The sequence below is a fragment of the Mycobacterium sp. genome (assembly GCF_019247615.1).
In the GTDB taxonomy this organism is placed as follows: Bacteria; Actinomycetota; Actinomycetes; order Mycobacteriales; family Mycobacteriaceae; genus Mycobacterium.
Map to the genome: position 1 here is coordinate 15,101 of NZ_JAFBAT010000254.1, position 14,422 is coordinate 29,522.

The 14,422-nt window shown below is 68.1% G+C and carries 11 protein-coding genes and 1 pseudogene; 5 read left to right on the forward strand and 7 right to left on the reverse strand.

All coding sequences use genetic code 11. The features are described from left to right. Positions 1 to 150 precede the first annotated feature (150 nt). Positions 151 to 1,905, forward strand: coding sequence for a GMC family oxidoreductase (locus JO059_RS17390; RefSeq protein ID WP_293320883.1), 1,755 nt, complete (start codon positions 151 to 153; stop codon positions 1,903 to 1,905). Positions 1,906 to 1,980: 75 nt separating this feature from the next. On the opposite strand, the gene JO059_RS17395 is transcribed toward JO059_RS17390, so the two are convergent. Next, the gene (locus JO059_RS17395; protein WP_293320885.1) at positions 1,981 to 2,886 is read right to left on the reverse strand and encodes a TauD/TfdA family dioxygenase; all 906 of its coding nucleotides are present in this window, start codon (positions 2,884 to 2,886) and stop codon (positions 1,981 to 1,983) included. Positions 2,887 to 2,947: 61 nt separating this feature from the next. On the opposite strand from JO059_RS17395, the gene JO059_RS17400 reads away from it, so the two are divergent. After that, complete coding sequence (locus JO059_RS17400) at positions 2,948 to 3,550, forward strand: TetR/AcrR family transcriptional regulator (RefSeq protein WP_293320887.1); 603 nt, start codon at positions 2,948 to 2,950, stop codon at positions 3,548 to 3,550. Here the strand turns inward: JO059_RS17400 and JO059_RS17405 are convergent. The 6 genes from JO059_RS17405 to JO059_RS17430 form a co-directional block, all read right to left on the reverse strand. Beyond that, positions 3,544 to 5,910 carry a glycoside hydrolase family 65 protein gene (locus tag JO059_RS17405; RefSeq protein WP_293320889.1) on the reverse strand — a complete coding sequence of 789 codons (2,367 nt, stop codon included), beginning with the start codon at positions 5,908 to 5,910 and terminating at the stop codon, positions 3,544 to 3,546. The two genes, JO059_RS17400 and JO059_RS17405, sit on opposite strands and share 7 nt — an antisense overlap. Before the next feature lie 7 nt (positions 5,911 to 5,917). Further along, entirely contained in the window at positions 5,918 to 6,724 is an 807-nt protein-coding gene (locus JO059_RS17410; RefSeq protein ID WP_293320891.1) for a beta-phosphoglucomutase family hydrolase, read from the reverse strand. Between the two features lie 79 nt (positions 6,725 to 6,803). Further along, positions 6,804 to 7,688, reverse strand: coding sequence for an alpha/beta hydrolase (locus JO059_RS17415; RefSeq protein ID WP_293320893.1), 885 nt, complete (start codon positions 7,686 to 7,688; stop codon positions 6,804 to 6,806). Next, a complete protein-coding gene (locus JO059_RS17420; RefSeq protein WP_293320895.1) occupies positions 7,685 to 8,488 on the reverse strand; it encodes a class I SAM-dependent methyltransferase in 804 nt (267 codons plus the stop codon). Before JO059_RS17420 ends, JO059_RS17415 begins: the two co-directional genes overlap by 4 nt. Beyond that, positions 8,485 to 9,315: a class I SAM-dependent methyltransferase gene (locus tag JO059_RS17425; protein ID WP_293320897.1), complete on the reverse strand. Its 831-nt coding sequence runs from the start codon at positions 9,313 to 9,315 to the stop codon at positions 8,485 to 8,487. The genes JO059_RS17420 and JO059_RS17425 overlap by 4 nt, the downstream gene beginning before the upstream one ends. Before the next feature lie 26 nt (positions 9,316 to 9,341). Continuing rightward, positions 9,342 to 10,886 (reverse strand): MFS transporter, encoded by a 1,545-nt coding sequence (locus tag JO059_RS17430; protein WP_293320899.1) that lies wholly within the window; start codon positions 10,884 to 10,886, stop codon positions 9,342 to 9,344. Positions 10,887 to 10,967: 81 nt separating this feature from the next. On the opposite strand from JO059_RS17430, the gene JO059_RS17435 reads away from it, so the two are divergent. The 3 genes and pseudogenes from JO059_RS17435 to guaA all read left to right on the forward strand — a co-directional run. Beyond that, positions 10,968 to 11,609, forward strand: coding sequence for a helix-turn-helix domain-containing protein (locus JO059_RS17435; protein WP_293320901.1), 642 nt, complete (start codon positions 10,968 to 10,970; stop codon positions 11,607 to 11,609). A gap of 336 nt (positions 11,610 to 11,945) precedes the next feature. Next, positions 11,946 to 12,476 (forward strand): annotated as a pseudogene (locus JO059_RS17440) (PPE family protein); the annotation flags it as partial. A gap of 941 nt (positions 12,477 to 13,417) precedes the next feature. Beyond that, the coding region (guaA, locus tag JO059_RS17445) for a glutamine-hydrolyzing GMP synthase (RefSeq protein WP_293320903.1) at positions 13,418 to 14,422 on the forward strand (1,005 nt) is incomplete at its 3' end.

Here is a 14,422-nt window from a genome sequence, read left to right on the forward strand (position 1 = left end):
CGCATCACCCCATCAACCCGGGGTTCGCGCCGAGGGTGCGGCTGGCCGCACCGTCGAGCGCGAGAGTGCGGCCAGCCGCACCCTCGGGTCCGGTGGCGGGCCCAGCTCCGGCCGCTGTTTATTACCGGCGGGTAAGGCCATACTGGTGCGATGAAGCCGGATTACGACGTCCTGATCATCGGTTCGGGATTCGGGGGCAGCGTCAGCGCGTTGCGGCTGACCGAAAAGGGCTATCGCGTGGGCGTCCTGGAGGCCGGCCGCCGCTTTGCCGACGAGGAGTTCGCCGAGACCTCCTGGGACCTGCGCAAGTTCTTATGGGCGCCGAAGCTCGGGTGCTATGGCATCCAGCGGATCCATCCGCTGAAAAACGTGATGATCTTGGCCGGCGCCGGGGTCGGCGGCGGCTCGCTGAACTACGCCAACACGTTGTACGTGCCGCCCGAGCCGTTCTTCAAGGATCCGCAGTGGGCGCAGATCACCGACTGGCGCGATGAGTTGATGCCGCACTACGAGCAGGCTCAACAGATGCTCGGCGTGGTGAAGAACCCGACCTTCACCGACGCCGACCGCGTCGTCAAGGAGGTCGCCGACGAGATGGGGTTCGGCGACACCTTCGTGGCCACCCCGGTCGGAGTGTTCTTCGGCCCCGACGGCACCAAGGCGCCGGGAAAGACCGTGCCCGACCCCTTCTTCGGCGGCGCCGGGCCCGATCGCACCGGCTGCCTCGAATGCGGTTGCTGCATGACGGGTTGTCGCTACGGCGCCAAGAACACGCTGGTGAAGAATTACCTGGGGCTCGCGGAATCGGCTGGCGCACAAGTTCATCCGATGACGACGGTGAAGGGCTTCGAGCAGCGCTCGGATGGGCTGTGGGAGGTGCACACGGTTCGCACCGGAAGCTGGCTGCGACGCGACCGGCACACCTACACCGCCGCAAACCTGATCCTGGCCGCGGGCACCTGGGGAACCCAGCATCTGCTGTTCAGAATGCGGGACAGGGGCAAGCTGCCGCGGCTCTCCAAGCGCCTGGGTGTGTTGACCCGAACCAACTCGGAGTCGATCGTGGGCGCCGGCCGCCTGGAGGTCCGGCCCGATCTCGACCTCACCCACGGAGTGGCGATCACGTCGTCGATCCATCCGACGGCCGACACCCACATCGAGCCGGTCCGCTACGGCAAGGGCTCCAACGCGATGGGCCTGCTGCAGACCCTGATGACCGACGGTCAGGGCCCGGAAGGGACGGACGTGCCGCGGTGGAAGCAGTTGTTGGACCAGGGCCGCGAAGACCCGCGCCGCATGCTCCGGATGCTCAACGTCCACCAGTGGAGCGAACGCACCCTGATCGCGTTGGTGATGCAGCACCTGGACAACTCGATCACCACGTACACCAAGCGCGGCAAGCTCGGGATTCGCTGGTATTCCAGCAAACAGGGCCACGGGGAGCCGAACCCGACGTGGATCCCGGTCGGCAACAAGGTCACCCGCCGCATCGCCGAAAAGATCGACGGCGTGGCCGGCGGCACCTGGGGCGAGCTGTTCAACATCCCGCTGACCGCCCACTTCCTGGGCGGAGCGGTCATCGGCGATAGCCCCCAGAACGGCGTCATCGACCCGTATCACCGGGTCTACGGCTACCCCACCCTGTTTGTGGTCGACGGCGCGGCGATCTCGGCGAACCTGGGCGTCAACCCGTCGTTGTCCATCACCGCGCAAGCCGAGCGCGCCGCCTCGCTGTGGCCGAACAAGGGCCGCAACGATCAGCGGCCCCTGCAGGGCGACGCCTACCGCAGGCTGGACCCGATCCCGCCCGAGCACCCGGTGGTACCCCTCGACGCACCGGGCGCCCTGCGCTGGCTGCCGGTCGATCCGGCCGCTCGGCCGGTGGAGGCCAGCGAGGCGGGCTGACCCTCACCTTGCGCTCGGCTACGCCGAGCTTGCGATCACCTCGGGTTGGTCGGGTCGGTGACCCGCGGCGCTCGGCTACGCCGAGCTTGCGATCACCTCGAGGGGTGCTCCGCTAACCACCCGGCTGCGTTGCCCGTGTACGTTGACCGGCACGTCGCCCATCAAGGTGACCCGGTGCATGAGCCGGTGCTGACCGTCGTAGTCGTCGATCGCCCGGTGCTGGGTCGCGCGGTTGTCCCAGATCGCGACGTCGCCCGGCTCCCAGTTCCAGCGGATCGTGTTCTCCGGCATCGTGATTCGTCGTTGCAGCAATTCCAGCAGAACCGCCGACTCGTGGTTGTCCAGGCCGATGAAGCCGCGCACGAAATTTCCCAACACCAGCGTGCGTTCACCGGTCTCGGGGTGCACCCGCACCACTGGGTGTTCGGTCTGGAAATCGGGCTTCTCGAATGCTCGCCGGAACGCCCGTTGCGGCTCGGGCAGCGATTCGATCGATTCACCGGCGACGTAGTCGTAGCGGTTGGTGTGCAGCGCCCACATGTTGTCGACGAGCCATTTAAGCGGCTCGGGCAGGCCGTCATATGCGGCCGCGGTGGAGGCCCACAGGGTCGAGCCGCCGTAGCCGGGCAGGGTGATGGCACGCAGGATCGAGGCCGCGGGGTAGTTCGCGGCGAAGGTGATGTCGGTGTGCCAGCGGTTCGCCTTGCCGTAGTCGGAGTTGATCGGCGTGATGATCGAGCCGTTCGTGGCGGTGGGGTGGGCCGCCGGGTGGCCGATCGGCGTGCCCAGCCGGCCGGCGAAGGCAAGCTGCTGATCGTCGTCCAGGTGGTCCTGCCCGCGGAAGAAAATCACCTTGTTGGCCAGCAGCGCACCCCGTATCTCTTCGACGATCCCCGGGTCGAGGTCGCCGCTCAGTCTCACCCCATCGATTCGGGCGCCGATCCGGCTGCCCAGCTTGGTGACGCTTATCGTCTTTTCCATCACTGTCGTCCTTTGGCGGAGGTCACCGTAGTCAACTGACTACATACGCTAGTGTAGTCATATGACTACCCGATCGGCAAGAGTCGCCCGTAAACCTCGCACCGCGCGGCCGGGGCCCGCCGGTCAGGAAGCTCCCACTGGGCGCGAAGCGGTAGCGGCGGCGATATTGGAGGCCGCCACCGACCTGTTCGCCGAGCGCGGGCCGGCCGCGACGTCGATCCGCGACATCGCCGCCCGATCGAAGGTCAATCACGGGCTGGTTTTTCGGCACTTCGGCGCCAAGGAGCAGTTGGTCGGCGCTGTGCTCGACCACCTGGGCGCGGATTTGACCGGCCTGCTGCAGTCGGGCGCGCCGGCCGACGCGGTGGAGAAGGCTTTGGACCGGCAGATAAGGGTCATGGCCCGCACGGTGCTCGACGGGTATCCGGCCGGACAGCTGCAGAAGCGCTTCCCCAACGTTGCCGGTCTGCTCGACGGGGTGCGGCCACGTCATGCCACCGAGCTCGGTGCGCGGCTGGCGGTCGCGAATGCCCTTGCGCTGCAATTCGGTTGGCGATTGTTTGCCCCTATCCTGCGGTCGGCCACGGGTCTCGACGAGCTGACCGATGCCGAGCTGCGGAAGGCGGTGGACGCCGAGGTGGCGCGGATCGTCGAACCTCACTGACTGCGGGCCAGGGCGCGGCGGTGCAGCGGCTCGCGGCCCGCCGGCTGCTGTGGGGTCGGCAGCAAGGGCTTGCGGATGCGCACGGGGACGGTGGTCGGCGAATTCGTACAGAGCTTGAGTTGTTCACCGGCGTGGCGGATGATCAGCTCCTGCTCCGATCCGTCGTCCACCGCATAGGTGACCTCGGTGTGGTTGACGTCGACGGTCAGCCGGATGTCGCGCCACCGCAGCCGGAAGCGAAGCCGCGCAATGCCGTCGGGCAGTTGCGGGTCCAGTGACAGGATGCCCTCATCGTCGCGCAGGCCACCGAACCCGGCAACCAACGTCAGCCACGCGCCCGCGAGCGAGGCCATGTGCAACCCGTCGCGGGTGTTGTGGTGCAGATCCCGCAGGTCGATCAGCGCGGCCTCGTACGCGTAATCGTGCGCCAGCTCCAGATGCCCGACCTCGGCGCACATCACGGCCTGCGTGCACGCCGACAGGGACGAGTCGCGCACGATGCGCTTTTCGTAATAGTCCACGTTGCGCGCCTTTTGTTCGGGCGTGAACGCGTGACTCTGCCACTGCATCGCCAGCACCAGGTCGGCCTGCTTGATCACCTGGGCGGGGTAGAGCCGCACGTAGGCCTCGTGCATCAGCAAGGGGTATGTGGTGTTGGCTTCGAAATCCCATTCGGTGAAAGTGGTGAATCCCTCGCACTGTTGATGGACACCCAACTCCGCGTCGTAGGGGATGTTGACGGCATCGGCGGCGTCCCGCCACGCGGCCGTCTCCTCGGTGGTGACGCCCATACCCGCCGCCAGCTCCGGGTGACGGTTGCAGGCCTCGGCGGCGGACACCAGGTTGTGGGCCGCCATGAGATTCGTGAAGACGTTGTCGCGGACGATCGCCGTGTACTCGTCGGGACCGGTGACGCCGTCGAGGTGCCAGACGCCGTGCCGGTCGTGGTGCCCCAGCGACATCCACAGCCGGGCGGTCTCGACCAACACCGTGAGGCCACACTCCCGCTCCAGGTCGTGGTCGCCGGTGACGATGCGGTAGCGCTCGAAGGCCATGGAGATGTCGGCGTTGATGTGCCAGGCCGCCGTGCCGGCCGGCCAATACGCGGAGCACTCCTGCCCGCGGATGGTTCGCCACGGAAAGCTGGCCCCGGCAAGTCCGAGTTCGGCGGCCCGCTCCTTGGCCAGGTCCAGCGTCGACGCTCGCCAGCGCAGCGCATCGGCGACGGTGTGCGGCGCGGTGTAGGTCAGCACCGGCAAAACGTAGGCTTCGGTGTCCCAGAAGGCGTGGCCGTCGTAGCCGGTTCCGGTGAGGCCCTTGGCGGCGATGGCGCGGCGTTCGGCGCGGGCGCTGGCCTGCAGCAGGTGGAACATCCCGAAGCGGACGGCTTGCTGAGATTCGGGATCGCCGTCGACCTCGACGTCGGCGTTTTCCCAGAAGTCGTCGAGGTAGGCCCGTTGCGCCTCCGCCAACCCCTGCCACCCGGTGTAGCGGGCGCTGTGTATCGCGGCGGCGGCCTGGTCGCGCAACGCCGGGCGGGAGCGCATGCTCGACCAGCCGTAGGCCAGGTACTTCACGATCCGCAGCTTCTGGCCCGGGCGCAGCCCGCAGATCACCGTGGTGCGTGCCAGGTCCGGCCGCGCATCGGTGCTGAACTCGACGCGGCCGGGAACATCGATCTCGTGATCCATCGCGGCGGACATCATCAGCGCACTGGCGCGGGTCCGGTGCATGAGAAGCGCTCCGGTTTCGGTCTTTTCGTGTTCGACGGCCTCCAGGGGGTTCTCCAGGATCGCCGAGACCCGCGGGTCATCAGAGGTCTCCGGCTGGTCCTCGTTGGTGACGAGTTCGGACTGCACGGTCACGCGCGCGAACTCCTCGACCGCCTCGATCACGTACTCGATGGCGGCCACGCCGCGTTGCGCCAGCGACACCAGCCGGGTGGAGACCAGTTTGATTTGCTTGCCGGCCGGCGAGCTCCAGTGCGCGCGGCGCGTCAGCGTCCCGGCGCGCAGGTCGAGCACCCGCTCATGGGAGATGAGTTGGCCATAGCGGACGTCGAACGGCTCGTCCTCGACCAACAGGCGGATGATCTTGCCGTTGGTGACGTCGACGAGCGTCTGGCCGGCCTCCGGATAGCCGTAACCGGCCTCGGCGTACGGCAGCGGCCGGATCTCGTAGAAGGAGTTCAGATAGGTGCCGGGCAGGCCGTACGGCTCACCCTCGTCGAGGTTGCCGCGCAGCCCGATGTGCCCGTTGGACAAGGCGAACAGGGATTCCGACTGGGCCAGTATGTTCAGATCCAGCCGCGTCTCGCGGACCTGCCACGGTTCGACGGGGAAGGCTTCCTCGGTGATCATCGGCGGATCAGCCCTGCAGCAATTCGGCGAGATCGGTGACCACGACGTCGGCGCCGTTGCGGCGCAGGTCTTCGGCCTGGCCCACCCGATCCACGCCGACCACGTAGCCGAATTTGCCGGCGCGGCCGGCCTGCACGCCCGACAACGCGTCTTCGAAGACGGCTGCGGCGTCCGGTCCGACGCCCAGCAACTCCGCGCCGCGCAGGTAGGAGTCGGGGGCCGGCTTGCCGGCGATGTGTTCCTCGCGCAGCGTGACGCCGTCGACCCGCTGCTGGACGAACCGGTCGAGGCCGGTGATCTGCAGGACGTCGCGGGTGTTGGCACTCGACGACACCACGGCGATGCCGAGGCCGGCGGCCGAGACCGCCTCCAGATAGCGGCGCGACCCGTCGAACACCTTGACGCCGTCGTCGTGCAGCACCTTCTGGAACATGTCGTTCTTGCGGTTGCCCAAGCCGAAGATGGTCTCGGCGTCGTCGGGGTCATCCGGAGTGCCGTCGGGGAGCTCGATTCCCCGGCTGCCCAGGAACGAGCGAACTCCGTCCTCGCGCTTCTTGCCGTCGACGTACGTCCGGTAGTCGCTGGCCGCATCGAAGGGGACGAACTCCTCGCCGGTTCGCTTGGCGCGTTCGGACAGATAGGCATCGAACATGGCCTTCCAGGCCTTGGTGTGCACACTCGCGGTATCGGTGAGCACACCGTCGAGGTCGAACAGGCAGGCACGTACCTTCTCTGGCAGACCCAGCGCTGGGCTCACTGTGGACCTCACTCTCGGGCATCGGGGGTAGTACTTCAGCGATACCCACTCCACCATGCCGCGATGTGTGTCGCCAGAGATCACCGCGAATCGACCCGGCGCGGGGCCGGGAGCCAGGACGCCGCGCCGCCCGGCTTCATGGATTGGCGGCTTGGCGGATGATGCGCACCATGTCGGCCGGCCGTTCCAGCGCCGAGAAGTGGCCGGTGCCGGGCAGCGTCATCGCGTCGACCTTCAGCTCGCGGGCGACCTGTTGGCGCTCGGCCGGGTGCGACCAATCGTGTTCGCTGTAGACCAACGTGACCGGGACACGCACACCGGCGTAGCGGCTGCGCGCGGCGACGAACCCGTTGAGGCTGCGCATGATCGCGCGGCTCACCGTCGCGTAGCCGCGGCGTCGGCCGCTGCGGCGCAGCTCCGTGAGGAAGTCCTTCGGCATGGCTCGGCGGTCGGCGAAGCCGCCGGCCAGCACGCCGCCCAGGATGAGGCGGTTTTCGAGCCGGGCGAAGATGGGCCCCGAACCGGGGAGCCGGACGCCCGTGCCGATCACGCGGGCAAACCAGTTGCCGCGCTCCAGGCCGCCGGGGTAGTCGTAGGGATTGAAGACGATCACGTTGCTCACCCGGTCCGTCAGCTCGATCGAGGCCAGCAGCGCGAGCGCACCACCCATCGATTCGCCCGCCAGGGTGACGCCACGCATGTCCAGGGCTTTGACGAATTCGACGACGGCGCCGCGTAATTGGGGCTCATCGTAGCGGGCCCCCGGGACGATGTCGGACCACCCCATGCCGGGCAGGTCCAGCGCGAAGACGGTGAAGTCGGCCCAGAGTGCGGGCACCACCCGGTGGAAGTAGTCGAGCTGGGTGCGGACGGTGTGCAGCAGGACCAGCGGTGGGCCCATTCCCGCCGTGAAGTAGCGCAGCCGGGAGCCGTCGGACCGGCGCAGGAATTTGACCTCGCCGCGGCCGCTGCTCCACGCCAGCGTATAGCGCTGGTCCGGAATTTCGTTGGGGGCGTTCATCGTTCGCACACCGCCTGGATGGTCCGCAGGCGTCCGTCGGCCAGGGCCTGGGCGAGGTTTTCGGCCTTTCGGCGGAAGTCGGTGACGAAGGCGTGCAGACCCAGCGGACCGTCGGGCTGGGCCAGGACGGCCCGCATGACCGCGGCCGCCTGGTCGGTCAGGTCGTTCCACGCTTCGACGGCGAACCCGGCGGACTCGATCGCGGCGCGCAGCTCGCCGGGGGTCGCCAGGTGGCTGCGCGTCGGTTCGTCGGCCCAGGGCAGGGGATAGTCGAGTTGACCGCCGTCGCCAATCGTGATGTCCCACAGGGCGAGCCGCCCGCGGTCCTTGAGCACCCGGTGCGCCTCGGAGTACAGCCGCGCCTTGTCGGGCACGTTCATCTGGACGTGCTGGCTGATGAGGACGTCGAAAGTGCCGTCGGCGACTGGGAGTTCGGTGACGTCGGCCTGGCGAACCGATACTCGGCCGTCGAGCCCGACCAGCCGGTTGAGCCAGCGGTTGGTTTCGCAGTATTCGTCGGTGAGATCCACCGCCGTGACCCGGGCGCCGAAGCGGTCGGCGACGTAGCGGGCGGTGCCGCCGACGCCGCTGCCGGCGTCGAGGACGTCGCTGTCAGCGGTGAGGCGCGCGAGGTCGACCAGTTGCACGGTGGCGATGCGGCCCATGGTGTGGAAGTCCTCCAGCATCGCCAGGTCGGCCGGCGCCAGGTGGTCCAGGTCCATTCCGGCGGAGCCCAGCGCGCGCTCGATGTTGTTGCGCGACAGGCCGGTCGAATACTGGTCGCAGATGGTAGCGTTCATTTCTGCACCTTCGTCCACGCGGTGATGATGGGTGGCATCGTGACGATTGCGTTGGCCGCGAGCGCCTCCTCGCGGAAGCGAGGGATGAAGTTGTCGATGTCGGCGACCTCGTCGATGGCGAAGCCGTCCCGCTGCGCGATGGGCGATACCAGCCGCCAGACTTCCGCGGCGTAGGCCAGCAGGTCGGTGTCGGCGGCCGTGCCGACCGGCATGCCGAGGGTCAGCCGCGGCGAGCCCAGGCCGGCATCGGCGAAGACGGTATGCAGCGTGGTGCCGAACCGCGGGCTGAGCCCCATCGCCTCGAAGGCGCGCACGATGCCCGCGATCACCCGACCGAACAACGGGATCTCCGGGACGCTGCGCGCCGCGGTGATGTCGTTTTCCGAGAACGCGATCACGCCACCGGGGCGCACCAACGAACTCAGGCGCCGGAGCGTGGCGACCGGGTCGGGCAGGTGCATCAGGATCAGCCGACCGATAACGGCGTCGACGGGTTCCTCCACGGTGATCGCGTCGATCGCGGCCTGCGTGAAATGCGTTGTGGTCAAGCCTTTCTCGGCGGTGCGAGCGCGAGCGAGCTCGACCATCTCCGGCGCGGCGTCCACCCCCTGCACGCTGCCCGTCGGACCGACGAGGCCGGCGGCGACGAACGACACGTCACCGGGACCGCACCCGATGTCGAGCACCCGCATGCCCGGCCGCAGCCCGGCGAGCCGCAGCGCATGCTCGGTGTAGTCGTTGTACAGGCGCGCCTGCAACAGCAGCCGCTGCACCTCCGCGTCGGCGTGTCCAAGCACGTAAGTGCTGGCGGTTGACGTCGTACTCATGTCTTCCATGCCTTTCTTCGAGGGTGTTAGGCGTTTGCAAGTTCGGGGACGGGCGCCGCCTGCCGCTCACGCGCCGGCAACAACCAGGCGACGACGATCGCCGCCCCCAGCGCGATGCCCGCGCACACCAGCGAGCTCACCTGCATCCCGTCCAGGAAGGCGCGATCGACAGTTCCGCGGACATAGCCGGCTTGTTGAATCGGCAGCTGTTGAATCACCCTGTGCGCCAGCGCCATCGAGTGCCGCATCGCGTCAGCGGGCAAACCCGTCAAAGCGGCCGCGCCGAGATGTCCGGAGTACACCGACGCGAAAATACTGCCGGCGATGGCCACGCCGAGGGTGCCGCCGAGTTCGCGCGTCGTATCGTTGACCGCCGATCCGACGCCGGCCTTGTCGACGGGCAGCGACCCCATGATGGCCTCGGTGGCCGGCGCCGTCGTCAGGCCGAGGCCGCCACCCAGCAGCACCATCTGCAGGGCGATCTGGTTGTAGGGTGTGGCGGCGTCGGCCGTGGATGCCCATGCCAGTCCGGCGGCGAACACCGTAAGACCGGCGGCGACGACGGCGGTGGTGCCGACCCGTTCCACCAGCCGGGGCCCCACGACGCTCGCGATCGCGATCGAGGCGGCGACCGGCAGCAACCGCACTCCGCTCTGGAACGCCGTGTATTCCTTGATGAATTGGAAGTACTGCGTGATGACGAAGATGAACCCGAACAACGTGAGGAAACCGGCGGTCACCGCGAGGCTGCCGCCGGAGAACCTACGGTTGACGAAGACCGAGACATCGAGCATGGGATGGCTGGTGCGCCGTTCCCACAGCGCGAATCCCGCGAGAAGGATTGCGGCAAGCGCGAATCCGGCCGCGCTTCGCCCATTGGTCCAGCCCCACGTGGGCGCCTCGATGACCGTGTACACCAGCGTCGTGATCCCTGCAGCGGACAGCATCAGGCCGGGGACGTCGACGCGCGGCGCCGCCGGGTCACGCGACGTCGGAACGAACAGGGCGCCGCCGATGATCGCCAGCGCAGCGATCGGAATGTTCACCATGAAAATCGAGCCCCACCAGAAGTGCTCGAGCAGCCATCCGCCGCTGATCGGCCCCACGGCCACCCCCACGCCCACCATGGCCGCCCACAGTCCGATCGCCTTGGCGCGGGCCGCAGGTTCGGTGAAGATGTTGGTGATCAGCCCGAGCGTCGTCGGGAAGATCACCGCCGCGCCGATGCCCATGGCGGCGCGGGCGGCGATGAGCTGATCCGCGGAATTGACCTGTGCCGCAACGCCCGACGTGACCGCGAACAGCGCCAGCCCGGAGCTGAGCCAGCCCCGCCTGCCGTAGCGGTCGGACAGGCTGCCGGCCGAGAGCAGCAGGCCCGACATGACCAGGGTGTAGGCGTCGACGATCCATTGCAGCTGCGCGGTGTCGGCGCTGAGTTCGCGCGACAGGGTGGGCAGCGCGACGTTGACGATGGTGGCGTCGACGCTGATGACGAAGACGCCGAGGCAGATGATGGCAAGCGCGGGGATCGGGCGATTACGGAAGACCGGGAACGTTGGGCGTGTGCTCATGGACAAGAGGTTAAAGCTATTAGACAATTAAATCAAGTAAATAGTTGGGAAAGATGTCTATCGGTTGGTAAAGTGACTGGGGTGCGCGCCCGCAAGTACAACCAGAACTGCCCCATCGCTCTCGGGCTTGACATCATCGGGGAGCGATGGACATTGCTGATCCTGCGCGAGCTGGTGGGCGGCCCTCGCCGGTACAGTGACCTGCGCGACGAGCTACCCGGCATCGCAACCAATCTCCTCGCCGAGCGATTGCGGGAACTGCAAGACAGCGGGCTTGTCGACCGCACCGAGTTGCCGGCCCCGATCGGGCGCACCGTATATACCCTCAGCGACTTCGGCTGGCAGAAGGTGCTGCCCGTCCTGCGGGACATCGCCTGGTTGGGGCTCGATCGGCTCGAACCGTTCAACGGCGACGGCCCGGTCTCGCCATTGAACGGTTTCCTCGCCGGAATCCTGCTGCCCTTCGATCCGGCCGGGGCCGTCGGCTTGGATGCCACCTACCGTGTCGTGATTGACGGCCGCCGTTTCGATTTCGCGGTAAAGGATGGCCATCTCGCGGCCGGCAACGGTGGGCCCGCGGTGACGGTCACCGCCAGCGCGGCGGACCTGCTTACCGCGCGTATGGGCGCAAGCGAGGCCAAACGCAAGTCGGCGCTGCGGCGGGTCAGCTTCGCAGGCGACCCGGATGCCATCGACGCAATGCGTCGGGCGTTTGCGCTGTAGGTCAGCACCGCACACACCGCGATCCACCTTCTCGATACCGCACCGACAGGTCGTGGTAACCGGAGCGAAAGTTATTGACGCCAAGACGAACTCGGTACTACGGGCGCCGGAAAAAGTGTGTGCGTCCGCCGCGATCTGCCATATATTGATAGTCGCCATCGCCATCAGCTCACGTACTCCCATGGCGATGGGGATGGGACGCGGGCGGTTACCAAACGATGGCGATTTTTGTTGATATGGCTTTCGACTCCGCCCGGGGGGCGGACTCCGTTAGTGATGGTGGCCGCCGTCAGCGATGGCGCTTAGGCATGGCCCCCTGGTGAAGGGACCGTTGTGATGAGTTCTTGGATGCTCCCACCAGAGATCACGTCGGCGCAGATGTACGGCGGCGCCGGATCCGGGCCGATGCTTGCCGCCGCGGCATCCTGGGATGGCCTGGGCAGCGAGCTGGCCGCCGCGGCGGACGCGTTCTCCTCGGTGATTTCGACGCTGGTGGGTGGGCCCTGGCAGGGCTCGGCGGCGACGGCGATGGCCGGCATGGCCTCCCAGTACGGCGGCTGGCTCAGCACGGCGGCGGCTCAAGCCGGGGCGGCGGCCGAGCAGGCCAACGCCGTGGCCGGCCTCTTCGAGGCCGCGAAGTCGGCGATCACGCATCCGGCGGCTGTCGCGGCCAACCGGACTCAGTTGAGCTCGCTGGTGAGATGGAACCCGTTTGGCTTCAACGCCCCGGCGATAGCGGCCACCGAGGCCGCATACGAAGCGATGTGGGCACAGAACATGGCCACCCTCGTGGGCTATCACGGCGGAGCTTCGGCGGCGGCGGCGCGGCTGGCCCCGTGGGCCCAGGCGCTGCAAGCTCTGCCCGGTGCCATGTCGACTCCCGCTGGTATTGGCGCCGCCTCGCGGATATCGACAAACACTCGTCAAGACCTTCACGGGGTGCAAACGACGAACGCGGACCAGATCAGCGCAACCCAGGCACTGACCAGAAAAGACCTTCTGGTTGCGGGCACCGCTTTGAGGCGGTGGCCCCCGGCGGCGGCGGTCGCTCGCCGCCCGCGCGTTGAAGTGGCGGCCCGGTATGTCGCCGACGCGGGCGTGGTCAACGCCGGTACGGCATTGCAAGTGAGCGGCAGAAGCGCAGCAGCCGCACCGTTGGTCGCCGGCCAGGCCCTTGATATCGCCGGCGGCGCCGGCCCTCTGAAGGCGATTCCCGCGGCGCCCGCACAGCCCGCACCCGTGGCACCCGTTACTTCGGGCGCCCAGACGGCGACGGCTTCGCAGCCGGCGGCGCGACCGGGTTATGGTCCGTATCACGGCAGGCACGGCCTGACGGCCTATGACCGGTCTGAGTATGCGGGCTACCGGGCGTTGACCGGCCACCAGGTGTCAACGACGCGAGCCGATACCGCCGCCGACCTGTCGGCTGCGGCCATGGACATGAGGCGGCTTGACGTCCTTGGCGCCGCCCGGCGTGTTGCTGACGCCGGCCTGATCAACGTCGGGACGGGTATCCAAGTGACCGCTCGGGCCGCTGAGCTTGTTCCGATGACTGCGGGTGGGGACTTGGATATCACCGGCGGCGGCGGCTCGCTGCTGGCGCCGGTGACAGCGCCTGCGCAGACACCGACGCCGCAACCTCCGCCGCCGCAACCTCCGCCGCCGCAAACGCCGCCTCCGCAGCCTCCGCCACCCCCGCCGCCCTCTTACATTCCCTCGTCTGGCCTTACGCCTGTCTCGCAGTAACCGCGGTGGTGGCCGGGATCCGACCCGGTTCGCGGTGATGCGGTGCCCACTAAACTTGCGGCGTGGCGAAACCTGATGATTCCGCTGCGACCGGACCGCCCAATCAGCCGGTACTGGTCGTCGACTTCGGTGCGCAGTACGCGCAGTTGATCGCCCGCCGGGTCCGCGAGTCCCGCGTCTTCTCCGAGGTCATCCCGCACACAGCGACGGTCGAAGAGGTCAAGGCCCGCCACCCGGCGGCGCTGGTGCTCTCCGGCGGTCCGGCCAGCGTCTACACCGAGGGGGCCCCGCAGCTCGATCCGGCGCTGTTCGACCTCGGCGTGCCGGTGTTCGGCATCTGCTATGGCTTTCAGGCCATGGCGCAGGCGCTGGGCGGGACGGTCGCCCACACCGGCACCAGCGAGTACGGCCGCACGGAGCTGAAAGTTATTGGCGGCGAGCTGCATTCGGGGCTGCCCGACGTCCAGCCGGTGTGGATGAGCCACGGCGACGCCGTCACGGCCGCGCCCGATGGGTTTGACGTGGTGGCCAGCAGCGCCGGCGCGACGGTGGCGGCGTTCGAGAACCGGGATCGGCGGCTGGCCGGGGTGCAGTACCACCCCGAGGTGATGCATACGCCGCACGGACAACAGGTGCTCAGCCGGTTCCTGCACGACTTCGCCGGGCTCGGCGCGGAGTGGACGCCCGCCAACATCGCCGGCGCGCTGGTGGAGCAGGTGCGCGAGCAAATCGGTGACGGCCACGCGATCTGCGGGCTGTCCGGCGGGGTGGATTCCGCTGTGGCCGCCGCGCTGGTGCAGCGCGCCATCGGCGACCGGCTGACCTGCGTCTTCGTCGACCACGGGCTGTTGCGCGCCGGCGAGCGCGACCAAGTGCAACGCGACTTCGTCGCCGCCACCAGCGCCAACCTGGTCACTGTCGATGCGGCGGACAGCTTCCTGCAGGCGTTGTCGGGCGTGCACAATCCCGAGGGCAAGCGCAAGATCATCGGGCGGCAGTTCATCCGGGCGTTCGAGGGCGCGGTGCGCGACATCTTGCAGGAAGAGGAAGCCGACAACGAGGGGCCC